21 protein-coding genes are annotated in these 24,086 nt (G+C 62.1%); all 21 read left to right on the top strand.

Annotated elements, in window-relative coordinates; translation table 11 throughout:
• Positions 1-83: 83 nt before the first annotated feature.
• The 21 genes from CWB41_RS15745 to CWB41_RS15645 all read left to right on the top strand — a co-directional run bounded on the left by CWB41_RS15745 (position 84) and on the right by CWB41_RS15645 (position 24,078).
• A complete protein-coding gene (locus CWB41_RS15745; protein WP_115836050.1) occupies positions 84-989 on the top strand; it encodes an ABC transporter permease in 906 nt (301 codons plus the stop codon).
• Positions 990-999: 10 nt separating this feature from the next.
• Positions 1,000-2,040, top strand: a complete 1,041-nt coding sequence (locus CWB41_RS15740; protein WP_115836051.1) for a sulfate ABC transporter permease — start codon at positions 1,000-1,002, stop codon at positions 2,038-2,040.
• Positions 2,037-3,092 (top strand): sulfate/molybdate ABC transporter ATP-binding protein, encoded by a 1,056-nt coding sequence (locus tag CWB41_RS15735; protein WP_115836052.1) that lies wholly within the window; start codon positions 2,037-2,039, stop codon positions 3,090-3,092. Before CWB41_RS15740 ends, CWB41_RS15735 begins: the two co-directional genes overlap by 4 nt.
• A 206-nt stretch (positions 3,093-3,298) precedes the next feature.
• The gene (secE, locus tag CWB41_RS15730) at positions 3,299-3,490 is read left to right on the top strand and encodes a preprotein translocase subunit SecE (protein ID WP_115836053.1); all 192 of its coding nucleotides are present in this window, start codon (positions 3,299-3,301) and stop codon (positions 3,488-3,490) included.
• Between the two features lie 36 nt (positions 3,491-3,526).
• Positions 3,527-4,057, top strand: coding sequence for a transcription termination/antitermination protein NusG (gene nusG / locus CWB41_RS15725; RefSeq protein ID WP_115836054.1), 531 nt, complete (start codon positions 3,527-3,529; stop codon positions 4,055-4,057).
• A 165-nt stretch (positions 4,058-4,222) separates the two neighbouring features.
• Positions 4,223-5,083, top strand: coding sequence for an NAD(P)-dependent methylenetetrahydromethanopterin dehydrogenase (locus CWB41_RS15720; protein ID WP_115836055.1), 861 nt, complete (start codon positions 4,223-4,225; stop codon positions 5,081-5,083).
• Complete coding sequence (fchA, locus tag CWB41_RS15715; RefSeq protein WP_115836056.1) at positions 5,083-5,712, top strand: methenyltetrahydrofolate cyclohydrolase; 630 nt, start codon at positions 5,083-5,085, stop codon at positions 5,710-5,712. Before CWB41_RS15720 ends, fchA begins: the two co-directional genes overlap by 1 nt.
• A gap of 191 nt (positions 5,713-5,903) precedes the next feature.
• Positions 5,904-6,332, top strand: coding sequence for a 50S ribosomal protein L11 (gene rplK, locus CWB41_RS15710; RefSeq protein ID WP_115836057.1), 429 nt, complete (start codon positions 5,904-5,906; stop codon positions 6,330-6,332).
• A gap of 4 nt (positions 6,333-6,336) precedes the next feature.
• The gene (gene rplA, locus CWB41_RS15705; protein ID WP_115836058.1) at positions 6,337-7,032 is read left to right on the top strand and encodes a 50S ribosomal protein L1; all 696 of its coding nucleotides are present in this window, start codon (positions 6,337-6,339) and stop codon (positions 7,030-7,032) included.
• Positions 7,033-7,562: 530 nt separating this feature from the next.
• Positions 7,563-8,078, top strand: coding sequence for a 50S ribosomal protein L10 (rplJ, locus tag CWB41_RS15700; protein ID WP_115836059.1), 516 nt, complete (start codon positions 7,563-7,565; stop codon positions 8,076-8,078).
• A 54-nt stretch (positions 8,079-8,132) separates the two neighbouring features.
• A complete protein-coding gene (rplL, locus tag CWB41_RS15695) occupies positions 8,133-8,510 on the top strand; it encodes a 50S ribosomal protein L7/L12 (protein ID WP_115836060.1) in 378 nt (125 codons plus the stop codon).
• 206 nt (positions 8,511-8,716) lie between these two features.
• Positions 8,717-12,853: a DNA-directed RNA polymerase subunit beta gene (gene rpoB, locus CWB41_RS15690; RefSeq protein ID WP_115836061.1), complete on the top strand. Its 4,137-nt coding sequence runs from the start codon at positions 8,717-8,719 to the stop codon at positions 12,851-12,853.
• Between the two features lie 151 nt (positions 12,854-13,004).
• Positions 13,005-17,207: a DNA-directed RNA polymerase subunit beta' gene (rpoC, locus tag CWB41_RS15685; protein ID WP_115836062.1), complete on the top strand. Its 4,203-nt coding sequence runs from the start codon at positions 13,005-13,007 to the stop codon at positions 17,205-17,207.
• A gap of 438 nt (positions 17,208-17,645) precedes the next feature.
• Complete coding sequence (gene rpsL, locus CWB41_RS15680; RefSeq protein WP_115836063.1) at positions 17,646-18,017, top strand: 30S ribosomal protein S12; 372 nt, start codon at positions 17,646-17,648, stop codon at positions 18,015-18,017.
• Between the two features lie 92 nt (positions 18,018-18,109).
• Positions 18,110-18,580, top strand: coding sequence for a 30S ribosomal protein S7 (gene rpsG / locus CWB41_RS15675; RefSeq protein WP_115836064.1), 471 nt, complete (start codon positions 18,110-18,112; stop codon positions 18,578-18,580).
• A gap of 29 nt (positions 18,581-18,609) precedes the next feature.
• Positions 18,610-20,685, top strand: a complete 2,076-nt coding sequence (fusA, locus tag CWB41_RS15670) for an elongation factor G (protein ID WP_115836065.1) — start codon at positions 18,610-18,612, stop codon at positions 20,683-20,685.
• A 29-nt stretch (positions 20,686-20,714) separates the two neighbouring features.
• The gene (tuf, locus tag CWB41_RS15665) at positions 20,715-21,905 is read left to right on the top strand and encodes an elongation factor Tu (protein ID WP_115836066.1); all 1,191 of its coding nucleotides are present in this window, start codon (positions 20,715-20,717) and stop codon (positions 21,903-21,905) included.
• A gap of 59 nt (positions 21,906-21,964) precedes the next feature.
• The gene (gene rpsJ, locus CWB41_RS15660) at positions 21,965-22,273 is read left to right on the top strand and encodes a 30S ribosomal protein S10 (RefSeq protein ID WP_026606368.1); all 309 of its coding nucleotides are present in this window, start codon (positions 21,965-21,967) and stop codon (positions 22,271-22,273) included.
• Positions 22,274-22,400: 127 nt separating this feature from the next.
• Positions 22,401-23,153 carry a 50S ribosomal protein L3 gene (gene rplC, locus CWB41_RS15655; RefSeq protein WP_115836067.1) on the top strand — a complete coding sequence of 251 codons (753 nt, stop codon included), beginning with the start codon at positions 22,401-22,403 and terminating at the stop codon, positions 23,151-23,153.
• Complete coding sequence (rplD, locus tag CWB41_RS15650) at positions 23,150-23,770, top strand: 50S ribosomal protein L4 (protein WP_115836068.1); 621 nt, start codon at positions 23,150-23,152, stop codon at positions 23,768-23,770. The genes rplC and rplD overlap by 4 nt, the downstream gene beginning before the upstream one ends.
• Positions 23,767-24,078, top strand: coding sequence for a 50S ribosomal protein L23 (locus CWB41_RS15645; protein WP_115836069.1), 312 nt, complete (start codon positions 23,767-23,769; stop codon positions 24,076-24,078). Before rplD ends, CWB41_RS15645 begins: the two co-directional genes overlap by 4 nt.
• Positions 24,079-24,086: the final 8 nt, after the last annotated feature.

The raw sequence follows: 24,086 nt of genomic DNA, 5'->3' as shown, positions 1-24,086 counted from the left end.
CGACGTGAAAGGATGTCTCTTGTAGCCGAGGGGCCTCGGATCATGCGGGGTGACGGCCCCCGGTTTTGGTGAGAGTTTGAGATATGGCTGTTACGCATCGAGTCGTTCCGGGATTCCGGCTGACGCTTGGCTATACGCTCTTCTATCTGTCGCTCCTCGTTTTGCTCCCGCTCGCCGGCCTTGTCCTAAAGACGTTTCAGCTCTCGTGGTCGCAATTCGTCGCGACGCTCACCGATCCGGTCGTCGTCGCCGCCTTTCAACTCACCTTTTCCGCCTCGGCCGCGGCGGCGATCATCAATGGCGTTTTCGGCCTGATCGTTGCCTGGGTGCTGGTCCGCGAGCCTTTCCCCGGCCGGCGCTTTTTCGACGCGCTCATCGATTTTCCCTTCGCGCTGCCGACGTCGGTCGCCGGCATCACCTTCTCCAACCTCTATCTCACCGATGGCTGGATCGGCGGATTCGGTGACCACACGGTGGCATTTCTCAACGGGCTCGCGGGCCATTTCGGCCACCCCGATCTGCTGCCGGACAGCGCGCTGTCCTGGCTCGATTTTCCGTTCAGCAACACCAATATCGGCATCGTCATCGTGCTGATCTTCGTCGGACTGCCGTTCGTCGTGCGGTCGGTGCAGCCGGTGTTGCAGGAATGGGACCCGGAATACGAGCAGGCGGCCTATAGCCTCGGCGCCGGCGGCGTGCTGACGTTCCGGCGCGTGATCTTTCCGGAGATTTTTCCGGCCTGGCTCAGCGGCGTTGCGTTGGCTTTTGCACGCGCCATCGGCGAATACGGCTCGGTGATCTTCATCGCCAGCAATATCCCGGGCAAGTCGCAAATCGTGCCATTGCAGATCGTCACCAAGCTCGACGAGTTCGAGCCGGCGCAGGCGACCGCGATCGGCGTCGTCCTGCTGTTCTTCTCGCTGTTGATTCTGCTGAGTATCAACGGCATCGAATATTGGTCGCGGCGGCGTTCGCTGGCGGCGGCTTGAGGGCTAATCCATGTCAAGCGTAGCCACGTTTCAAATCCCTGCCGCTCCGGCTTCGGCGCACAAGGTCAAACACTCCGCCGTCGGTCATCTGCTGGTCGCGATCACGATTCTCTTTCTCACCTTGTTCATCGTCCTGCCGGTTGCCAATGTCTTCAGCCAGGCCCTGTCGAATGGTTTTGCGGCCTATTGGCATGCGTTCTTTCCGCCGGCGGTCGATCCTGCCGCGCATCTGAGCGTATATGAGAAGCACCGGGTGGTTGCCGCGGTCGATCAAGCCGCGCGCACCTGGAGCGCGATCCGCTTGAGTTGCGGCATCGCCCTCATCGTCGTGCCGCTCAATATCGTCTTTGGGCTGGTGGCCGCTTGGGCGATCACCAAGTTTCGCTTCCACGGCCGCGTTTTCCTCCTGACCCTGATCGATCTGCCGTTCTCGATCTCGCCGGTCATTGCCGGCCTCGTTTTCGTGCTTTGGTTCGGCCGCGGCGGGATTTTGGGCGACTGGGGGACGAATGTCACCTGGCCCAATCCGACCTCGCTCGCCTGGCAGGGATTCTCCGGCCACTGGTGGCCGCTCACCTTCACCGACACTTATACCGGCATCATCTTCACGCCCCTGGCGATCGTGATCTCGACGGCCTTCGTCACCTTTCCCTTCGTAGCGCGCTCGCTCATTCCGCTGATGGACACGCAAGGCTCGGATGAGGAACTCGCCGCCTTGTCGCTCGGCGCTACCGGCTGGCGCACTTTTCGGAAGGTGACGCTGCCGAACATCAGATGGGGGCTGCTCTACGGGGCGATCCTCTGCACGGCGCGGACCTTTGGCGAATTCGGCGCCGTATCGGTCGTCTCCGGCCATATCGATTCCAACGATACGATCCCGCTCAGAGTCGAAAAGCTCTGGGACGGCTATAATATGCAGGGATCGTTCTCGGTCGCGACGCTGCTCGCGCTTCTCGCCGTCGTAACCTTGGTGATCAAGGGCGCGGTCGAATTCAAGACCAAACATGCCGAGGTGGGCACCACCGTGGCAAAAGAGGTGAAGCCCGGATGAGCATCGAAGTTCGTAAGATCAGCAAGACCTACAGCGCATTCCAGGCGCTGAAGGATGTGAATCTTAAGGTCGAGTCGGGCGAACTCGTCGCGTTGCTCGGGCCGAGCGGCTCGGGCAAGACGACGCTGCTGCGCATTATCGCCGGCATCGAGGCGGCTGACCTGGGCGGCGAGGTGCTGTTCGACGATGTCGATGTCTCCGATACCGACCTCGGCAAGCGCCGGATCGGCTTCGTCTTCCAGTCCTATGCTTTGTTTAAGCAGATGAGCGTGTTCGAGAATATCGCTTTCGGCCTGCGCGCCAAGCCCTGGCGCGAGCGTCCCTCGAACGCGCAGATCAAAGCCAAGGTGGAGGAGCTTTTGTCGCTCGTCCAGCTCAGCAATTTCGCGCAGCGTTATCCCTCGCAGCTTTCCGGTGGCCAGCGCCAGCGCGTCGCGCTCGCCCGCGCTCTTGCGGTCGAGCCGCGGGTGCTCTTGCTCGACGAGCCGTTCGGCGCACTCGATGCCACGGTGCGGCGCGAACTGCGCCGCTGGCTGCGCAAGTTGCACAACACGATCAAGATCACGACGATCCTCGTGACCCACGATCAGGAAGAGGCGCTTGAAGTCGCTGACCGCATCGCGGTTATGAACGGCGGGCATATCGAGCAATTTGATTCGCCGGAGGCGGTCTACGAGCGTCCGGCGAACCCCTTCGTCTTCCGCTTCCTCGGCAATTACAATCTGTTCCACGGCCGGCTGGCGGCACGCACGCCCGTGGAGGCGGCGCCCGAATCTGTGGTGGCGCAAGGCGAGAAGGCCGTCACCTTCGTGCGCCCGCACGATGTCGAAATCTCGCGCGCCAATGGCGGCGGATCGATCGCTGCCAAGGTCACCCATGTCGGCTTTGCCGGTGCGGCGGTGAATGTCGAGCTTGTCCGGCTCGACGATCAGCAGCTGATCGATGCCGAGTTGAGCACGCAGACCTACCGCGACCTGGCGCTGAAGGTGGAAGACCAGGTCTTCGTCCGCCTGCGCAATGCTCATTCCTTCGCGGACGATTACACGATCTGATTTCGGGGGCAGGGGCGTCCGCGAGAATTCGCTTGGCCTCGTCCGCAGCCTGGACTATATAACCAAGGTGTGGCGCGTGGCCGGTTGGCTCCGCGCCGCGACTTTTTTTGCCTGGGCGAACGCGGGCAGGGCGGCCTCAGCCCCTGACGCCGCCGATCCCCGGATAGGGCGAAAAAAACTTCAGTAAATCAGGTAGTTGAGCGACAATGGCTGATCCGTTGCAATTCATTCAGGAAGTTCGTCAGGAGGCCACGAAGGTCACCTGGCCGACCCGGCGCGAGACGATGATCACGACCGGTCTTGTTATTGTGATGGTCATTCTGGCGAGCCTGTTTTTCCTCGCCGTCGATGAAGTCTTGCAGTTGGTCGTCCGCTTCGTCCTCAATATCGGGCATTGAACCGCAGCGTTGATTTAGGAGCTTTCCGGATTCATCATGAGCACGCGCTGGTATATCGTTCACGCCTATTCCAATTTCGAGAAGAAGGTCGCCGAATCGATCCGCGAACAGGCGGCTCAGCGCAATCTCGCTGACAAGTTCGAGGAAATCCTCGTGCCGACCGAGCAGGTCGTCGAGGTGCGCAAAGGCCGCAAGGTAAGCTCGGAGCGGAAGTTCTTTCCGGGCTATGTCCTCGTCAAAACCGACCTCACGGATGAGATCTACCATCTCATCAAGAACACGCCCAAGGTGACGGGCTTCCTCGGCGCCGACAAGAAGCCGATGCCCATTTCCGACGCCGAGGCGGACCGGATCAAGGGTCAGGTCGCTGAGGGTGTCGAGCGGCCGAAGTCCACGATTACCTACGAGATCGGCGAGACGGTGCGCGTCGCCGATGGGCCGTTCGCTTCGTTCAACGGCACGGTCGAGGAGGTTGACGAGGCCCGCTCGCGGGTCAAGGTCGCGGTTTCGATCTTCGGCCGCGCGACCCCGGTCGAACTCGAATATTCGCAGGTCGAGAAGGTTTAAGCCCCGATTCGTGTCCGGCGGCGTGTCATCGCGCGCCGGTGGCTCTCTTTGTCCGGCAGCCGATCCCCGGCTCCGGCCGCACCCGGAAATTTTTGGATTGCTTCGTCGCTTCCCGCGCGCCATGAGGGCGGGGCGGCGAGAGGTTCGTCAACGTGTGAGACCCGCATGACCAAGAAGCTTCTGTTCCTTTTCGACACTGATCCCGTTGCCAGCGTCTTCGATACGGTCGTCGGCTATGACGGTGGGGCCGACAACGTTATCGGCTATGGCGGCGTGACGACGGAGAATGTCGGCGCCCTCGTGGACGGCTGCATCTATACGCGCGGCCCCAAGGAGAAGCAGAACACCGCGATTTTCGTCGGCGGCGGCTCGATGGTTTCGGGCGAAGCCGTGTTCAAGGCGGTGAAGAAGCGCTTTTTCTCCAATTTCCGCGTCTCGGTCATGCTCGATTCCAACGGCTCGAACACAACGGCCGCCGCGGGCGTTGCGCTGCTTGCCAAGGCGGCCAATCTCAAGGGCAAGAAGGCCGTCGTGCTTGCCGGCACCGGCCCGGTCGGCATGCGCGCCGCCGCCATGCTGAACATCGAGGGTGCTGAAGTCACGATCACCGCGCGCGATCAGGCCCGCGCCGACGCGGCCGCCAAGGCCATTCAGGAGCGCTTCGGCTTCACGCCCAAGGCGGTCGAGGCGAAGGACAATGCCGCCCGCGCCGCCGCCGTCAAAGGCGCGCAGGTTGTCTTTTCGGCAGGCGCCATCGGCGTCACGCTGCTCGACGAGGCCGATTGGCAGAACGATCCGACGATCGAACTCCTCGCCGACGCCAACGCCCAGCCGCCGCTCGGCATCGGCGGCCTTGAGGCCACCGACAAGGCCAAGGAGCGCCACGGCAAGATCGTCATCGGCGCGCTCGGCCTCGGCGGCCTTAAGCTGAAGCTGCATCGCGAATGCGTCAGCAAGCTCTTCGAGAGCGCCGACAAGGTGTTCGACTGCGAGAACATCTACGCTCTGGCGAAAGAGCTGGCCTGATGAGCGCGAAGACGGAAACGATCGGCAAATTTCTCGACGACCTCGCGAGCGAGGCTCCGACCCCCGGCGGCGGCGGTGCCGCTGCGCTCTCGGGCGCCCTCGGCGCGGCGCTGGTGTCGATGGTCTGCAATCTCACCATCGGCAAGAAGAACTATGAGGCGGTCTCCGAGGATCTGAAAAAGACCCTCGCCCGGGCAGAGGCCCTCCGCGCCGAGCTGACGAAAGGCATCGACGAGGATGTCGTCGCCTTCAACACGCTGATGGGCGCCTACGGCCTGCCGCGCGCGACCGACGAGGACAAGGCGGCCCGCTCTGCCGCGATCCAGGAGGCGCTGAAGGTTGCGACCCTGGCGCCGCTGCACACATGCAATATCTGTTACGAAGTGATCGCCCTGTCGAAGGATGCCGCCGACGAGGGCAATCTCAACGTCATCAGCGATGCCGGCGTCGCCGTGCTCGCGGCCAATGCCGGGCTGCGGAGCTGCGCGCTGAACGTCTTCATCAACGCCAAGTCGATCAAGGACCGCGACTTCGCCGAGAAGCGGCTTGCGGAGGTCAATGCGCTGCTCGCCAAGGCGGCGGCCGAGACCGAAGCGGTCTATGACGTCGTGCGCGGCAAGATCGGCTGACACCAAAGTTCGGCGGCTGGCGCATGAAACGCCTTGCCGCCGCAGACATTTCGGCGCTTGCGCCGAAACGGGCGATGCCTTAAGCACCGCCCTTCCGCTGTGGGAGAAAGGCCCGGTTGCCGCCGGGAGTCCCTTTCGCACCACGATCCGCAATAAACCGGGCTGTGAGGTCCGGCTTGTAGGAGTTTGAAATGGCAAAGAAAGTTGCCGGCTACATCAAATTGCAGGTGCCGGCCGGCGCCGCCAACCCGTCGCCGCCAATCGGCCCGGCGCTCGGCCAGCGCGGCCTCAACATCATGGAATTCTGCAAGGCTTTCAACGCGAAGACCGCGCAGATGGACAAGGGGACGCCGATCCCCGTCGTCATCACCGCCTATCAGGACCGCTCCTTCACTTTCGAGATGAAGCTGCCGCCGGTTTCCTTTTTCCTGAAGAAGGCGGCTGGTATTACCTCGGGCTCCAAGACCACTGGTCGTGGCTTTGTCGGCAGCGTGACGCGGGCGCAGATCAACGAGATCGCGACCAAGAAGCTGCCCGACCTCAACTGCGCGACGGTCGAAGCCGCCGCCAAGATGATCGAGGGCTCCGCCCGTTCGATCGGCCTCGAAGTGGTGGGGTGAAGCCATGACCCATATTGGAAAGCGCGTCGTCAAAACCCGCGAGGGCATTGAGCGGACCAAGCTCTACCCGATCGTCGAGGCGGTGAAGCTCGTCAAGGAACGGGCGAACGCCAAGTTCGACGAGACGGTCGAGATCGCCATGAATCTCGGCGTCGATCCCAAGCATGCCGACCAGATGGTCCGCGGTGTCGTCAACCTGCCGAACGGCACGGGCCGGACCCTGCGGGTCGCGGTTTTCGCCCGCGGTGCCAAGGCTGATGAGGCCAAGGCCGCCGGCGCCGACATTGTCGGGGCCGAGGATCTGGTGACCATCGTGCAGGGCGGTACGATCGATTTCGACCGCTGCATCGCCACCCCGGACCTGATGCCGCTCGTCGGCCGTCTCGGCAAGGTGCTGGGCCCGCGCGGCCTGATGCCGAACCCGAAGGTCGGCACGGTGACGACGGATGTCGCCGCGGCGGTAAAGGCCTCGAAAGGCGGCGCGGTCGAATTTCGTGTGGAAAAGGCCGGCATCATTCAGGGCAGCGTCGGCAAGGCTTCGTTCGACGAGGCCAAGCTTGTCGAGAACATCTCGGCCTTCGTGGATGCCGTGAACAAGGCCAAGCCTCAGGGCGCGAAAGGCACCTATATTCAACGGGTTGCCATTTCTTCCACGATGGGGCCGGGGGTCAAGGTCGATCCCGCCACGGTGCGCGTGTAAGACGGCCGGGACCGGCGTCCTTCGCGCCTGTCTTGACAAGTTGAAAAAAAGCGGAATCAGCCCTTGGCATTCCGGGGCCTTACCGTTAAATAGATAGACCGGGGTTGCGGCAAAAGCTGCAACCCCGAACCCATTTAGCTTCCGTGTCTGGAAATTACCGCAAGAGGCCTTGCCTCGACGGTGTGGAAGGACGCGGCGGATTGGCCGGTGAACCGGGCTTTGGCTTCCGCCACGGCGTGGTTCAGTTCGGCCAAGTCCTGTCCGAGACTGCCGGTGCCCGCGCGGGTCTGACCCGCAAAGGCTTAATGTCCAAGGCGCGTTTCCGGTTCCGGTGACGCGCGGCGGAGGCCAGCATAGACGGGGTCAGAGCGGAATACGAAGCGCAGGTGCGGCAGTTCCTGCAGCCTTTGATTTTGGTCGAATCCCTCTGTCCGGGGCCGATGCGTTCCGGAGGACAGGCGTAACGCCGTGCGATGAGCCGGCTGACGCAACCAGCGGGCAGAAATTGCCCGCGAGACAGAGAGAGTATTGTGGACAGAGCTGAAAAGAAAGCCAGTGTCGCCGCTCTGAGCGAGGTCTTTCGTACGACCTCGGTTGTGGTGGTGGCGCATTATTCCGGCTTGACGGTCGCCCAGATGCAAACTCTGCGCAAGCAGATGCGCGATGCTGGCGCCACGGTTCAAGTCGCCAAGAACCGCCTTGCCAAGATCGCCCTGGAAGGAACCGACACAGCCTCGATCTCGAGCCTGCTGAAGGGTCCGACGTTGCTTGCCTATTCGCAAGACCCGGTGGCGGCGGCCAAGGTTGCTGTCGGCTTTGCCAAGGATAACGAGAAGCTCGTCATCCTCGGCGGCGCGATGGGAAAAACCGCGCTCAATTCGGAGGCGATTAAGTCGCTCGCGACTCTGCCGTCTCTGGACGAATTGCGGGCCAAGCTCATCGGCCTCATCCAGGCGCCGGCGACAAAGCTCGCACAGCTCTCGACCGCGCCGGCCGCCAAGCTCGCGCGCGTCATTTCAGCCTATGCAAACAAGGATGCCGCCTGACGGCGCGTCCCGGACTTTCAGCAATTCACGACCAATTTCGAAGGAAGACATCACATGGCCAATCTGGAAAAAATCGTTGAAGACCTTTCGAGCCTGACGGTGCTCGAGGCGGCCGAGCTCGCCAAGCTGCTTGAAGACAAGTGGGGCGTTTCCGCCGCTGCGGCGGTGGCCGTTGCCGCTGGCCCGGCTGCCGGTGCTGCGGCTGCTCCGGCCGAAGAGAAGACCGAGTTCACTGTCGTCCTGGCTGCCGTCGGCGACAAGAAGATCGAAGTCATCAAGGAAGTCCGCGCCGTTACCGGCCTGGGCCTGAAGGAAGCCAAGGACCTCGTCGAAGGCGCGCCGAAGCCTGTCAAGGAAGGCGCGACCAAGGAAGAGGCCGAAAAGATCAAGGCGACCCTCGAGAAGGTCGGCGCCAAGGTCGAGCTCAAGTGAGTTTTGGCGGAATCGCTCGCGCGATTCCGTTTTCCCGATCGAACGGCTCCGAGGCTTTGCTTCGGGGCCGTTGAGCCGTTCCAATTCCGGCCGGTCAGTGACGCTTTTTGAAGGGGAAGGGCGCGAAACCCCCTGCGGCCGCTAGGCCGCGCAATGTTTCTGGGATGCAGGCGGCGTCCCGCGCAAACTAACCTGCGAGGAGCAAGATGGCCCAAGCCATAACGCAAACATTTTCTGGCCGGAAGCGGGTTCGCAAGTTTTTCGGGCAACTCCGCGAAGTGGCGGAGATGCCAAACCTCATTGAAGTTCAGAAGGCGTCCTACGATCAGTTCCTGCTCGTTGACGAGCCGGCGGGCGGCCGCCCGGACGAGGGCCTCGAAGCGGTGTTCCGCTCGGTCTTCCCGATCTCCGATTTTGCCAGCGTCTCTCTGCTCGAATTCGTCAAATATGTCTTCGAGCCGCCGAAATACGATGTCGACGAATGCCGCCAGCGCGGCATGACTTTTGCCGCACCGCTGAAGGTTACGCTGCGCCTTATCGTGTTCGACGTCGACCCTGAGACCGGGGCCAAGTCCGTCAAGGACATCAAGGAGCAGGACGTCTATATGGGCGACATGCCGTTCATGACCTCGAACGGTACCTTCGTCGTCAACGGCACCGAGCGCGTCATCGTCTCGCAGATGCATCGCTCGCCGGGCGTTTTCTTCGATCACGACAAGGGCAAGAGCCATTCGTCGGGCAAGCTGCTGTTTGCCGCGCGCATCATTCCCTATCGCGGCTCGTGGCTCGACATCGAGTTCGACGCCAAGGACATCGTCTATGCGCGTATCGACCGCCGCCGCAAGATTCCGGTGACGTCGCTGCTCTATGCGCTTGGCATGGACGGCGAGGAAATCCTCAGCACGTTCTACAACACCATCACCTATACGCGCGATGGTGAAGGCTGGCGTGTGCCCTTCGATCCGGAGCGGATGAAGGGCGTCAAGGTCAGCGAAGACCTGATCGATTCCGATACCGGCGAAGTCGCGGTCGAGGCGGGCAAGAAGCTCACGATCCGCTCGGCCCGGCAATTGGCCGAGAAGGGCCTGAAGGCGATCCGCGCCCAGGATGCGGACCTGAATGGCCAGTACATCGCCACCGATCTCTATGATCCCAACACAGGCGAAATCTTCGCCGAGGCGGGCGACGAGATCACGCCGAAGACCCTGCCGGCCTTGATCGAGGCAGGTTTCGCCGAATTGCCGATTCTCGACATCGACCACGTCAATATCGGGCCGTACATCCGCAACACGCTCGCGGTGGACAAGAATTCCTCGCGCGAGGAAGCTTTGTTCGACATCTATCGCGTGATGCGCCCCGGCGAGCCGCCGACGATCGATACGGCGGAAGCGATGTTCCATTCGCTGTTCTTCGATGCGGAGCGCTACGACCTTTCGGCTGTTGGCCGCGTCAAGATGAACATGCGCCTCGATCTCGATGCGCCCGATACGATGCGCGTGCTGCGCAAGGCCGACATCCTCGCGGTGGTGAAGGCGCTTGTTGATCTGCGTGACGGCCGCGGCGAGATCGATGACATCGATCACCTCGGCAACCGCCGTGTGCGCTCGGTCGGCGAATTGATGGAGAATCAATATCGCCTCGGCCTGCTGCGCATGGAGCGTGCGATCAAGGAGCGCATGTCCTCGGTCGATATCGACACGGTCATGCCGCAGGATCTCATCAACGCCAAGCCGGCGGCGGCTGCGGTGCGCGAGTTCTTCGGCTCGTCGCAGCTCTCGCAGTTCATGGACCAGACCAACCCGCTCTCCGAGATCACCCATAAGCGGCGTCTCTCGGCGCTCGGCCCGGGCGGTCTGACGCGCGAGCGCGCCGGCTTCGAGGTGCGTGACGTCCACCCGACGCATTACGGCCGCATCTGTCCGATCGAGACGCCGGAAGGCCCGAACATCGGCCTCATCAATTCGCTGGCGACCTTCGCCCGCGTCAACAAATACGGCTTCATCGAAGCGCCTTACCGGCGCGTGAAGGATGGCCAGGTGACCGATGAGGTCATCTATCTGTCGGCCATGGAAGAGTCGAAGCATTACGTCGCCCAGGCCAATGCGCCGATCGATGGCCAGCATCGTCTGACCGAAGACCTCGTCGTCTGCCGCCATGCCGGTGACGTGATCATGGTGCCGACCGAGCGCGTCGACTTCATGGATGTGTCGCCGAAGCAGCTCGTCTCGGTCGCCGCGGCGCTGATCCCGTTCCTTGAGAACGATGACGCCAACCGCGCGCTCATGGGCTCGAACATGCAGCGCCAGGCCGTGCCCCTCGTGAAGGCGGATGCGCCCTTCGTCGGCACGGGCATGGAAGCTGTCGTTGCCCGCGACTCGGGTGCTGCCATCGCGGCACGGCGCGCCGGCGTCGTCGATCAGATCGACGCGACCCGTATCGTCGTGCGTGCGACGGAGGAGCCCGATCCGAGCAAGCCCGGCGTCGATATTTACCGGCTGCTGAAATTCCAGCGCTCGAACCAATCGACCTGCATCAACCAGAAGCCGCTGGTGCGTGTCGGCGATTACGTCCGCAAGGGCGACATCCTTGCCGACGGTCCTTCGACCGACCTCGGTGATCTGGCGCTCGGCCGCAACGTGCTCGTCGCCTTCATGCCGTGGAATGGCTACAACTTCGAAGATTCGATCCTGCTCAACGAGAAGATCGTCAAGGACGACGTCTTCACCTCGATCCACATCGATGAATTCGAGGTGATGGCGCGCGACACCAAGCTCGGGCCGGAAGAAATCACGCGCGATATTCCGAACGTTTCGGAAGAGGCGCTGAAGAATCTCGATGAGGCCGGCATCGTCTATATCGGTGCGGAAGTGCAGGCGGGCGACATCCTGTGCGGCAAGATCACGCCGAAGGGCGAGAGCCCGATGACGCCGGAAGAAAAGCTGCTGCGCGCCATCTTCGGTGAGAAGGCGTCTGACGTGCGCGATACCTCGATGCGCGTGCCGCCGGGCGTCCAGGGCACGATCGTGGAAGTGCGCGTCTTCAATCGCCACGGCGTTGAGAAGGACGAACGCGCCCAGGCGATCGAGCGCGAGGAAATCGAGCGGCTCGCCAAGGACCGCGACGACGAACTCGCGATCCTCGACCGCAACGTCTACAGCCGCCTTTCGGAGCTTCTCATCGGCAAGACGGCGATCTCCGGTCCCAAAGGCTTCAAGAAGGACACGGTGCTGACGAAGGATGTCCTTGAGGGCTATCCGCGCTCGCAATGGTGGATCTTCGCGGTTGAGGACGACAAGCTCCTCGCCGAGACCGAGGCCATGCGCAAGCAATACGACGAAGCGAAGAAGGGGCTCGAGAGCCGCTTCCTCGACAAGGTTGAGAAGCTGCAGCGCGGCGACGAACTGCCGCCCGGCGTGATGAAGATGGTCAAGGTCTTCGTCGCGGTGAAGCGCAAGATTCAGCCGGGCGACAAGATGGCCGGCCGTCATGGCAACAAGGGTGTCGTCTCCAAGATCGTGCCGTCGGAGGACATGCCCTTCCTCGCGGACGGCACGCCGGTCGATATCGTGCTCAATCCGCTCGGCGTGCCGAGCCGCATGAATGTCGGCCAGATTCTTGAGACGCATCTCGGCTGGGCCTGCGCCGGTCTCGGCCGGCAGGTGAGTGAGGCGGTCAACGCCTATATGAGGACCAAGAATGCGGCGCCGCTTCGCGGCAAGCTCATCGAGATCTACGGCTCGAAGAAGGAGATCGACGCGCTGCCGGAAGAGACCCTGCTCGAGGTTGGCGAGAATCTGCGGCGCGGCGTTCCGATCGCGACGCCGGTCTTCGACGGTGCGCACGAGAAGGACATCGTCGAGATGCTGCACCAGGCCGGGCTCGACAGCTCCGGCCAGGTGACGCTGCACGACGGGCGCACGGGTGAAGCCTTCGACCGCAAGGTGACGGTTGGCTACATCTATATGCTGAAGCTGCATCACCTTGTGGACGACAAGATCCACGCGCGCTCGATCGGACCTTACAGCCTCGTCACCCAGCAGCCTTTGGGCGGCAAGGCGCAGTTCGGCGGCCAGCGTTTCGGCGAAATGGAGGTCTGGGCGCTCGAAGCCTATGGCGCTGCCTATACGTTGCAGGAAATGCTGACGGTGAAGTCGGACGACGTTGCGGGCCGCACCAAGGTCTACGAGTCGATCGTGCGCGGCGACGATGCGTTCGAATCCGGCATTCCGGAAAGCTTCAACGTGCTCGTCAAGGAGATGCGTTCGCTTGGCCTCAATGTCGAACTGACCATGACGCCGAAGCCAGAGCCGGAAGAGCTGCCGCCTGCCGAGGCGGCCGAATAGGCCATATCGTTGCGAACCAGGCGAAGCAATCCTGCGGTGGATTGCTTCGTCGCAAGGCTCCTCGCGGTGACGAGCCATGCAAGCGTTAAGCGTTGAAAGATATTCGCCCGCGGTCCGGTGACAGCCCGCGCGGGTAGATCAGGAGAAGACCATGAATCAAGAGGTCACGAATCTCTTCAGCCCGGTCGTGGCGCCCCAGGCGTTCGACCAGATCCAGATTTCGATCGCCAGCCCCGAGAAGATTCTGTCTTGGTCGTTTGGCGAAATCAAAAAGCCCGAGACCATCAACTACCGTACCTTCAAGCCGGAGCGTGACGGGCTGTTCTGCGCCCGCATCTTCGGCCCGATCAAGGACTACGAGTGCTTGTGCGGCAAGTACAAGCGGATGAAGTACAAGGGCGTCATCTGCGAGAAGTGCGGCGTCGAGGTCACCCTTTCGCGCGTGCGGCGCGAGCGCATGGGCAATATCTCGCTCGCGGCGCCGGTGGCGCATATCTGGTTCCTGAAGTCGCTGCCCTCGCGCATCGGCCTGCTGCTCGATATGGCGCTGAAGGATCTCGAGCGCATTCTTTATTTCGAGTCCTACATCGTCATCGATGCAGGTCTCACCCCGCTCAAGGAGCGCCAGCTCCTGAACGAGGACGAGTATCTGCGCGCGCAGGATGAGTATGGCCAGGATTCCTTCACCGCCCTGATCGGCGCCGAGGCGATCCGCGAGCTGCTGCGGTCGATGGACCTCGCCAAGATCGCCGAGCAGCTCAAGGTCGAGATCGCCGAATCGACGACCGAGCTGAAGCCGAAGAAGCTCGCCAAGCGGCTCAAGATCATCGAAGCGTTCATCCACTCCGGCAACAAGCCGGAATGGATGATCCTGACCGAGATTCCGGTCATCCCGCCGGATTTGCGCCCGCTTGTGCCGCTCGATGGCGGCCGCTTCGCGACCTCGGACCTGAACGATCTCTATCGCCGCGTCATCAACCGCAACAACCGTCTGAAGCGGCTGATCGAGCTGCGCGCCCCGGACATCATCATCCGCAACGAGAAGCGCATGCTTCAGGAAGCGGTCGATGCCTTGTTCGATAACGGGCGCCGCGGCCGCGTCATCACCGGCGCCAACAAGCGTCCGCTGAAGTCGCTCGCCGATATGCTGAAGGGCAAGCAGGGCCGGTTCCGCCAGAACCTGCTCGGCAAGCGCGTCGATTATTCCGGCCGTTCGGTCATCGTCGTGGGTCCCGAGCTCAAGCTGCATCAGTGCGGGCTACCGAAGAAGATGGCGCTCGAACTCTTCAAGCCGTTCATCTATTCGCGCCTCGACGCGAAGGGCTTCTCCGCCACGGTGAAGCAGGCGAAGAAGCTGGTCGAGAAGGAGAAGCCGGAGGTTTGGGATATCCTTGACGAGGTCATCCGCGAACATCCGGTGATGCTGAACCGCGCCCCGACGCTGCATCGTCTCGGCATTCAGGCTTTCGAGCCGAAGCTGATCGAGGGCAAGGCGATCCAGTTGCATCCGCTCGTCTGCGCGGCGTTCAACGCCGACTTCGACGGCGACCAGATGGCCGTGCACGTGCCGCTGTCGCTGGAGGCGCAGCTTGAGGCGCGCGTGCTGATGATGTCGACGAACAACATCCTGCATCCGGCCAATGGTCAGCCGATCATCGTGCCGAGCCAGGACATTGTTCTCGGCCTCTATTATTCGACGCTGATGCGCGACGGCGAGCCGGGGCAGGGCATGGCCTTCTCCGACATCGGCGAGATCGAGCACGCGCTCAACGCCAAGGCCGTGACGCTGCACACCAAGATCAAGGGCCGCGCCTGGACCTTCGACGAGGACGGCAAGCGCGTCTCGAAGATTTTCGAAACGACGCCGGGCCGGATGCTGCTTGGCCAGCTCGTGCCGGATCACAAGAAGATTCCCTTCGATGTCATCAACAAGCTGATGACGAAGAAGGAGATCTCCAACATGATCGATGTCGTCTACCGCAATTGCGGGCAGAAGGAGACGGTGATCTTCTGCGACAAGATCATGGCGCTCGGCTTCCGTGAGGCGTTCAAGGCGGGCATTTCGTTCGGTAAGGACGACATGGTCGTGCCGGAGACGAAGAAGAAGATCATCGAGCAGACCACGGCGCTCGCCAAGGAATATGAGCAGCAGTACAACGACGGCCTCATCACCCAGGGCGAGAAGTACAACAAGGTCGTCGATGCCTGGGCGAAATGTTCCGACAAGCTCGCCGAGGAGATGATGGCGCGCATCTCGGCCGTGCATAAGGACGACAACGGCCGCGATAAGCCGATCAACTCGATCTACATGATGAGCCACTCGGGCGCGCGCGGTTCGCCGACGCAGATGAAGCAGCTTGCCGCGATGCGCGGACTCATGGCCAAGCCCTCGGGCGAGATCATCGAGAGCCCGATCATCTCGAACTTCAAGGAGGGCCTGACCGTCCTTGAATACTTCAACTCGACCCACGGCGCCCGCAAGGGTCTTGCCGATACGGCGTTGAAGACGGCGAACTCCGGCTATCTGACGCGGCGTCTCGTCGACGTGGCGCAGGATTCGATCATCACCACGGTGGATTGCGGCTCGCAGAAGGGCATCCGCATGCGGGCGATCGTCGACGCCGGCCAGATCGTCGCTTCGCTCGCCACGCGTATCCTCGGCCGCACCGCGGCGGAAGACCTGAAATCGCTCGACGGCGAGATCATCGTTCCCGCCGGAACGATGATCGAAGAATGGCATATGGACAAGATCAACGCCGCCGGCATCCAGGAGGTGAAGATCCGTTCCGTCCTCGTCTGCGAGGCCAAGAACGGCGTCTGCGCCACCTGCTACGGACGCGATCTTGCCCGCGGCACGCCCGTCAACATGGGCGAGGCGGTCGGCGTTATCGCGGCGCAGTCGATCGGCGAGCCGGGCACCCAGCTCACCATGCGCACGTTCCACATCGGCGGCGCGGCGCAGATCGCTGACCAGTCGTTCCTCGAGTCGAATTTCGACGGCACGGTGAAAATCCGCAATCGTCACGTCGCGCGGAATTCGGAAGGCGATCTGATGGTCATGGCGCGCAACGTCGCTGTGGTCATCGAAGGGCCGGACGGTGTCGAGCGGGCGGTGCAGCGCGTGCAATATGGCGCGCGGCTCAAGGTCGACGAAGGCGACAAGATCAAGCGCGGCCAGCGGATTGCCGAATGGGATCCCTATACGCGCCCGATCCTCACCGAGGTCGACGGCGCCGTGGGCTTCGAGGATTTGGTCGAAGGCGCCTCGCTCTCGGAGACGGTCGACGAATCGACCGGTATCGCCAAGCGCGTGGTCGTCGATTGGCGGCTCAACCAGCGTTCAGCGACGCTGAAGCCGGCGATCGTGTTGAAGGGTGCTGACGGCAAGATTCTCAAGCTGCCGCGTGGCGGTGATGCCCGCTACACGCTGCCGGTGGAAGCGATCTTGAACGTCGATCCCGGCACCAAGATCAAGGCGGGCGACATCGTCGCGCGTATCTCGATGGAATCGGCCAAGACCCGCGACATCACCGGCGGTCTGCCGCGTGTTGCCGAACTCTTCGAGGCACGTCGGCCGAAGGATCATGCGATCATCGCCGAGGCTTCGGGCACGGTGCAGTTCGGCCGCGACTATAAGAACAAGACGCGGATTTCGATCGTTCCGAACGAGGAAGGTGCGGAGCCGATCGAATATCTGATCCCGAAGGGTAAGCACATCCACCTTCAGGATGGCGACATCGTCGAGAAGGGCGATTACATCGTCGACGGCAATCCGGCGCCGCACGACATCCTGGCCATCAAGGGCGTCGAGGAACTCGCCGCCTATCTCGTCAACGAGATCCAGGAGGTCTACCGGTTGCAGGGCGTCAACATCAACGACAAGCACATCGAGGTCATTGTCCGGCAGATGTTGCAGAAGGTCGATATCGTCGATCCGGGCGATACGGACTTCCTGTCCGGCGAGCAGGTCGATCAGCTTGAGATGGACGAGGCGAACGAAAAGGCGCTTGCCGAGGGTGGTAAACCCGCGACCGGCACCCCCGTTCTGCTCGGCATCACCAAGGCCTCGCTGCAGACGCGCTCGTTCATCTCCGCCGCCTCCTTCCAGGAGACGACGCGGGTGCTGACCGAGGCAGCGGTCAACGGCAAGACCGATACGCTTGAGGGCCTGAAGGAAAACGTCATCGTCGGCCGGCTGATCCCGGCCGGCACCGGCGCGGCCATGGCGAAACTGCGCCGAATCGCGACGACGCGCGACGAGCTCATCCTCGCCCACAAGGCGAGCGAAGTGCCGCTCGCCCTGCCGCCGGCGGAAGCCGCCAAGGAGGAAGTTGCCAAAGAGGCAGCCAAGTAAATTCGGGAGTCGCCCCTCTCTCGCTTGCGGGGGAGGGGCGACATCCGGTTTCCCACCGTGAAAATCCCTCGGAAAGGGGTTGACGCGTCTCGGGCGTATCATTAAGTTCCGCCCACTTCGACAGGTCGTAGGTTCTTTTGTTCGGGGCGTCGCGTCCTGAACCCAGTGGGCCTAAACGCTGTCGGTCTCATCGACTGACAAGTCACATCGGGTCCTGGCCGGCCCTCAGGTTGGCCGCAGACCTCCCGGAGGCAAGACCGAGGCTCCGCCACGGTCCTCTGCGATGTTCCAGCGCCGGAAGCCCCGTGGGGCCGAAGGCGCTGATTTGTTTGCGCGGATGCATGGCGCCTGAGGGTCCGGATTCGGGCCATACCAGATGCTGAAACAAGGGTTTAAGTGCCGCTCGCGCGGCGCGCTGTTGGGATTTGAAGGGCGAATATGCCGACGATCAGCCAGTTGATCCGCAAGCCGCGGCAGGAAAAGATCTATCGCGAGAAGGCGCGCCATCTGCAGGGTTGCCCGCAGAAGCGCGGCGTCTGCACCCGCGTCTATACGACGACCCCGAAGAAGCCGAACTCGGCGCTGCGTAAGGTCGCCAAGGTGCGCCTGACCAATGGCTTCGAGGTCATCGGCTACATCCCCGGCGAGGGCCATAACCTCCAGGAGCACTCGGTGGTCATGGTCCGCGGCGGTCGCGTCAAGGATTTGCCGGGCGTGCGCTATCACATCCTGCGCGGCGTGCTCGACACGCAAGGCGTCAAGAATCGCAAGCAGCGCCGTTCGAAATACGGCGCCAAGCGGCCCAAGTAAGACATTCGTCCGGGCGCGCGGAAGCGGGTCCGGGTTGGTTAAAGGCTTTAACGGATGGCCGGTGCGCCGGCCGACGCAGAGAGAGTGAAGCAATGTCGCGACGTCATCGCGCCGAGAAACGGGAAGTCATTCCGGATGCCAAGTTCGGCGATGTCGTTCTTGCCAAGTTCATGAATTCGATCATGTACGACGGCAAGAAATCGACCGCTGAAACGATCGTCTATGGGGCTTTTGACGCCATCGAGAACAAGCTGCGGGCCGAACCGTTGCCGGTTTTCCGCCAGGCGCTCGAGAATGTTGCGCCGGCGATCGAGGTGCGCTCCCGCCGCGTCGGCGGCGCCACCTATCAGGTGCCGGTCGAGGTTCGGACGGAGCGCCGTCAGGCGCTCGCGATTCGCTGGATCATCACGGCCGCCCGCGGCCGCAACGACAAGACCATGGTCGACCGCCTCTCGGCCGAGATCATGGACGCTGCAAACAACCGCGGCAATGCCGTGAAGAAGCGCGAAGATACGCACCGCATGGCGGAAGCGAACCGCGCCTTCTCTCATTATCGCTGGTAATTTTTCGAGTCTCCTAAGGAATCCGTCCGATGCCCCGCAGCCATAAAATCCAGGACTACCGAAACTTCGGTATTATGGCGCATATCGATGCGGGTAAGACCACGACGACCGAGCGCATTCTCTTCTATTCCGGCAAGTCGCATAAGATTGGCGAGGTCCATGAGGGCGCCGCCACGATGGACTGGATGGAGCAGGAGCAGGAGCGTGGCATCACGATCACCTCCGCCGCCACCACGACATTCTGGAACGGCTATCGTCTGAACATCATCGACACGCCCGGCCACGTCGATTTCACCATCGAGGTAGAGCGCTCGCTGCGTGTGCTCGACGGCGCGGTCTGCGTCCTCGACGGCAACCAGGGCGTTGAGCCGCAGACGGAAACCGTATGGCGTCAAGCCGACAAATATAACGTGCCACGCGTCGTCTTCGTCAACAAGATGGACAAGGTCGGCGCCGACTTCTTCCGCTGCGTCGAAGAAATCAAAACAAAGGTTGGCGGCCGTCCGGTTTGCATCCAGCTGCCGATTGGCTCGGAGTCGACCTTCAAGGGCATTATCGATCTCGTGCGTATGAAAGCCGTCGTCTGGGAAGACGAAGCTTTGGGCGCAAAATATCACGACGAAGAAATTCCCGCGGACCTGCGCGAGCAGGCTGAGAGCTATCGCGAGACGCTTGTCGAGGCGGCCGTCGAGCTCGACGATGATGTTATGTCCGCTTATCTCGACGGCACGCCGCCGGACGAAGCGACGCTGAAGCGGCTCATTCGTAAAGCGGTTCGGCATATTACCTTCATTCCGGTCCTCTGCGGCTCGGCGTTCAAGAACAAGGGCGTGCAGCCTTTGCTTGATGCTGTTGTCGATTATCTGCCGTCCCCGGTCGACCGCGAGGCGATCAAGGGCGTCAATCCCGACACCGGCGAGGAGATGGTTCGCATCGCCAGCGATGAAGAGCCGTTCTCCATGCTTGCGTTCAAGATCATGGACGATTCGTTCGTCGGTTCGCTGACCTTCGCGCGTATTTATTCGGGCAAGATCGAATCCGGCACGACCGTGCTCAATTCGACTAAGGACAAGCGCGAGCGTATCGGCCGCATGTTGCTGATGCACGCCAACAACCGCGAAGACATCAAAGAAGCCTACGCCGGCGATATTATCGCGCTTGCGGGTCTGAAAGAGACGCGCACCGGCGATACGCTTTGCGATCAGAACAAGCCGGTGATTTTGGAGCGGATGGAGTTCCCCGAGCCGGTCATCGAGATCGCGATCGAGCCGAAGTCCAAGGCCGATCAGGAGAAGCTTGGCGTTGCTTTGTCGAAGCTCGCTGCGGAAGATCCGTCGTTCCGCGTTTCGACCGATCAGGAATCCGGTCAGACGATCCTGAAAGGCATGGGTGAACTACATCTCGACATCAAGGTCGATATCTTGCGGCGCACCTATAAGGTCGATGCCAATATCGGCGCGCCGCAAGTTGCCTATCGCGAGAAGCTGACGCGGCGTGTCGAGAAAGAATATGTGCATAAGAAGCAGACCGGCGGTACGGGCCAGTTTGCGAAAGTGGTCATCATCTTCGAGCCGGCCGAGCCGGGTGCGGGATCGAGCTTCGAGTCGAAGATTGTCGGCGGCGCCGTTCCGAAGGAATTTATTCCCGGCGTCGAAAAGGGCATCAACAGCGTCATGGGTTCCGGCGTGCTTGCCGGCTTCCCGGTCGTCGATGTCAAGGCGACGTTGATTGACGGCGGCTTCCACGATGTCGATTCGTCGGTTCTTGCCTTCGAGATCGCGTCGCGCGCCGCCTTCCGCGAGGCGCTGCGTGAGGGCGGCTCCGTGCTGCTCGAGCCGATCATGAAGGTCGAGGTGACGACGCCGGAAGACTACACTGGGTCCGTGATGGGCGATCTGCTCGGCCGGCGCGGACAGGTGCAGGGCCAGGACATGCGCGGCAATGCGGTCGTCATCAATGCGATGGTGCCGCTCGCCAACATGTTTGGCTATGTCAATCAATTGCGGTCCTTCAGCCAGGGCCGCGCGAACTACACGATGCAATTCGATCACTACGAACAGGTGCCTGCGGCGGAAGCCGCCAAGGTACAGGCGAAGTTCGCCTAGAGACCGGGAAGGGTTAAAGGAGCCGAGTCATGGCCAAGGAAAAGTTTTCGCGCAACAAGCCGCATTGTAACATCGGAACGATCGGTCACGTCGATCATGGCAAGACGTCGCTTACGGCGGCGATTACCAAGGTCTTGGCAGAGACCGGCGGCGCGACGTTCACGGCCTATGACCAGATCGACAAGGCGCCGGAAGAGAAGGCGCGCGGCATCACCATCTCGACGGCGCATGTCGAGTATGAGACGAAGGCGCGCCATTACGCGCACGTCGATTGCCCCGGCCACGCCGACTATGTGAAGAACATGATCACCGGCGCCGCGCAGATGGACGGCGCGATCCTGGTCGTCTCGGCCGCCGACGGCCCGATGCCGCAGACCCGCGAGCACATCCTGCTTGCGCGTCAGGTCGGCGTGCCGGCGCTCGTCGTCTTCCTCAACAAAGTCGACATGGTCGATGATCCGGAATTGCTCGAACTCGTCGAGCTCGAAGTTCGCGAGCTTCTGTCGAAGTACGAGTTCCCCGGCGATGACATTCCGATCACCAAGGGTTCGGCCCTTTGTGCGCTCGAGAATCGCAGCCCCGAGATCGGCCACGACGCCGTCCTCGCGCTGATGCAGACGGTTGATGATTACATTCCGCAGCCGGAGCGTCCGATCGACCAGCCCTTCCTGATGCCGGTCGAAGACGTGTTCTCGATCTCCGGCCGTGGTACGGTCGTCACCGGCCGTGTCGAGCGCGGCATCATCAAGGTTGGCGAGGAAGTCGAGATCGTCGGCCTCAAGCCGACCGTGAAGACGACCGTTACCGGCGTCGAAATGTTCCGCAAGCTACTCGATCAGGGCCAGGCTGGCGACAACATCGGCGCGCTGCTCCGCGGCACGAAGCGTGAGGAAGTCGAGCGCGGCCAGGTGCTGTGCAAGCCCGGCTCGGTTAAGCCGCACACCAAGTTCAAGGCGGAGGCTTACATCCTCACCAAGGACGAAGGTGGCCGCCACACGCCGTTCTTCACCAATTACCGTCCGCAGTTCTATTTCCGCACGACCGACGTGACTGGCGTCGTGACGCTGCCGGAAGGCACGGAAATGGTTATGCCGGGCGACAACGTGACGATGAGCGTCGAGCTGATCGTGCCGATCGCGATGGAAGAAAAGCTGCGCTTCGCTATCCGTGAAGGTGGCCGCACCGTCGGTGCCGGCGTCGTCGCTTCGATTCAGGAATAAGGGCAAACCGGCCGGACGCGGGCTTTAAGTCCGCGTCCGATCGTCAGGGAAAAAAGAAGATGAACGGCCAAAACATTCGCATCCGCCTCAAAGCGTTCGATCACCGGATTCTCGACTCCTCGACCAAGGAGATCGTGTCGACGGCGAAGCGGACGGGTGCGCAGGTGCGCGGCCCGATCCCGTTGCCGACCAAGATCGAGAAATTCACGGTCAACCGCTCGCCGCACGTCGATAAGAAGTCGCGCGAGCAGTTCGAGATCAGAACCCACAAGCGGGTCCTCGATATTGTCGATCCGACGCCGCAGACGGTCGATGCTTTGATGAAGCTCGATCTTGCCGCCGGTGTCGACGTGGAGATCAAGCTCTAAAGCGTCGTTGCGGGAAGGGCGGAAGCCTCTCCAAGTTATGACGCGGAATAAGCATTGTCGTGTGACGGTGCTGTGAAAAGATGAACCGGGTCAGCGGCGCAAGCTCTGGCCTTGAAGGACGAAGAACATGCGGTCAGGTGTTATCGCACAGAAGCTGGGCATGACCCGCGTCTTTACAGACGGCGGTGAGCATGTGCCGGTCACGGTTTTGAAGCTCGACGGCTGCCAGGTCGTCGCGCAGCGGACCAAGGAAGTTAACGGCTACACCGCCGTGCAGCTCGGCATTGGCCGCGCCAAGGTGAAGAACGTGCCGAAGGCCGAGCGTGCCCGGTTCGCGATCGCCAAGGTGGAGCCGCGGCTGAAGCTCGCTGAGTTCCGCGTTGCGGAAACGGCGTTGCTGCCGGTGGGCGCGGAGATCACGGCGGACCATTTCATAGTCGGCCAGTTCGTCGACGTCACCGGCACGAGCATGGGTAAGGGCTTTGCCGGCGGTATGAAGCGCTGGAATTTCAGGGGTCTCCGCGCGACGCACGGTGTCTCGATCTCGCATCGTTCGTTGGGTTCGACCGGCGGCCGTCAGGACCCTGGCAAGACCTTCAAGAATAAGAAGATGGCCGGTCACATGGGTGTCGACCGTGTGACGACCTTGAATCTGCGTGTCGTGCAGACGGATGTCGAGCGTGGCCTCATCCTGGTCGAAGGCGCGGTGCCCGGCACCAAGGGCGGCTGGATTTATATCCGCGACGCGGTGAAGAAGGCTCTGCCGAAGGATGTGCCGCAGCCGGGCAAGTATCGCCTGGCGAACGAAGCACAGCCCGAGGCGCCTGCTCAAGTTTCCGCTGAGGCCCCCGCCACATCCACGGAAGGAGCCTCGTCGTGAAGATCGAGATTACCTCTCTCGACGGCAACAACGCCGGCGAAATTGAATTGAACGACGCGATCTTCGGTCTGGAGCCCCGCGCCGACATCATCGCGCGTATGGTACGCTATCAGCTTGCCAAGCGCCGCGCCGGCACGCATCAGACGCAAGGCCGCGCCGATGTCGCCCGCACCGGCAAGAAGCTGTACAAGCAGAAGGGCACAGGCAGCGCCCGTCACGGTGCGGCGCGCGCGCCGCAGTTCCGCGGCGGCGGTCGCGCCTTCGGTCCGGTGACGCGCTCGCATGCGCATGATCTGCCGAAAAAGGTGCGCGCGCTCGCGCTGAAGCACGCCTTGTCCGCGAAGGCCAAGGATGGCGGCATCATCGTCTGGGCGAATACTGATCTTGCCGATGGCAAGACGAAGGGGCTGCTGGCGCATTTCGCCAAGCTCGGCCTCACCAACGCGCTGATTATCGATGGTGCCAGCGTCGCCGAGAATTTCGGCCATGCCGCACGCAACATTCCTTCGATCGACGTTCTGCCGGTGCAGGGCATCAATGTTTACGACATCCTTCGCCGTGAGAAGCTCGTTCTCACCAAGGCGGCGGTCGATGCGCTGGAGGCGCGATTCGCATGAGCACGTCGAAAACTTTCGCCGACGCGCGCCACTACGATCTGATCGTCGCTCCGGTCATCACCGAGAAGGCGACGGCGGCGTCGGAGCATAACAAGGTGATCTTCAAGGTCCGCAAGGACGCGACCAAGCCGCAGATCAAGGCGGCGATCGAGAAGCTGTTCGACGTCAAGGTCGAGGCGGTGAACACGCTTGTCCGCAAGGGCAAGAAGAAGATCTTCCGCGGTGTGCGCGGCTCGCAGTCCGACGTCAAACAGGCGATCGTGACGCTGGCTGAAGGCCACAGCATCGACGTGACGACGGGGCTCTGAGGGTAGGA

This window comes from Methylovirgula ligni (genome assembly GCF_004135935.1).
Taxonomy (GTDB): domain Bacteria; phylum Pseudomonadota; class Alphaproteobacteria; order Rhizobiales; family Beijerinckiaceae; genus Methylovirgula; species Methylovirgula ligni.
Note: the sequence above shows the minus strand (reverse complement) of the source record. Positions and strands in the feature narration are given on the sequence as shown.

What these genes read in the sequence shown, in the direction of transcription:
- rplK (WP_115836057.1), top strand. Translation starts at nt 5,904, where the DNA reads ATGGCAAAGAAAGTTGCCGGCTACATCAAATTGCAGGTGCCGGCCGGC.
- rplC (WP_115836067.1), top strand. Translation starts at nt 22,401, where the DNA reads ATGCGGTCAGGTGTTATCGCACAGAAGCTGGGCATGACCCGCGTCTTT.
- rpoC (WP_115836062.1), top strand. Translation starts at nt 13,005, where the DNA reads ATGAATCAAGAGGTCACGAATCTCTTCAGCCCGGTCGTGGCGCCCCAG.
- CWB41_RS15740 (WP_115836051.1), top strand. Translation starts at nt 1,000, where the DNA reads ATGTCAAGCGTAGCCACGTTTCAAATCCCTGCCGCTCCGGCTTCGGCG.
- fusA (WP_115836065.1), top strand. Translation starts at nt 18,610, where the DNA reads ATGCCCCGCAGCCATAAAATCCAGGACTACCGAAACTTCGGTATTATG.
- CWB41_RS15645 (WP_115836069.1), top strand. Translation starts at nt 23,767, where the DNA reads ATGAGCACGTCGAAAACTTTCGCCGACGCGCGCCACTACGATCTGATC.
- CWB41_RS15735 (WP_115836052.1), top strand. Translation starts at nt 2,037, where the DNA reads ATGAGCATCGAAGTTCGTAAGATCAGCAAGACCTACAGCGCATTCCAG.
- tuf (WP_115836066.1), top strand. Translation starts at nt 20,715, where the DNA reads ATGGCCAAGGAAAAGTTTTCGCGCAACAAGCCGCATTGTAACATCGGA.
- rpsG (WP_115836064.1), top strand. Translation starts at nt 18,110, where the DNA reads ATGTCGCGACGTCATCGCGCCGAGAAACGGGAAGTCATTCCGGATGCC.
- fchA (WP_115836056.1), top strand. Translation starts at nt 5,083, where the DNA reads ATGAGCGCGAAGACGGAAACGATCGGCAAATTTCTCGACGACCTCGCG.
- rplA (WP_115836058.1), top strand. Translation starts at nt 6,337, where the DNA reads ATGACCCATATTGGAAAGCGCGTCGTCAAAACCCGCGAGGGCATTGAG.
- CWB41_RS15745 (WP_115836050.1), top strand. Translation starts at nt 84, where the DNA reads ATGGCTGTTACGCATCGAGTCGTTCCGGGATTCCGGCTGACGCTTGGC.
- CWB41_RS15720 (WP_115836055.1), top strand. Translation starts at nt 4,223, where the DNA reads ATGACCAAGAAGCTTCTGTTCCTTTTCGACACTGATCCCGTTGCCAGC.
- rpsL (WP_115836063.1), top strand. Translation starts at nt 17,646, where the DNA reads ATGCCGACGATCAGCCAGTTGATCCGCAAGCCGCGGCAGGAAAAGATC.
- rplL (WP_115836060.1), top strand. Translation starts at nt 8,133, where the DNA reads ATGGCCAATCTGGAAAAAATCGTTGAAGACCTTTCGAGCCTGACGGTG.
- secE (WP_115836053.1), top strand. Translation starts at nt 3,299, where the DNA reads ATGGCTGATCCGTTGCAATTCATTCAGGAAGTTCGTCAGGAGGCCACG.
- rpoB (WP_115836061.1), top strand. Translation starts at nt 8,717, where the DNA reads ATGGCCCAAGCCATAACGCAAACATTTTCTGGCCGGAAGCGGGTTCGC.
- rpsJ (WP_026606368.1), top strand. Translation starts at nt 21,965, where the DNA reads ATGAACGGCCAAAACATTCGCATCCGCCTCAAAGCGTTCGATCACCGG.
- nusG (WP_115836054.1), top strand. Translation starts at nt 3,527, where the DNA reads ATGAGCACGCGCTGGTATATCGTTCACGCCTATTCCAATTTCGAGAAG.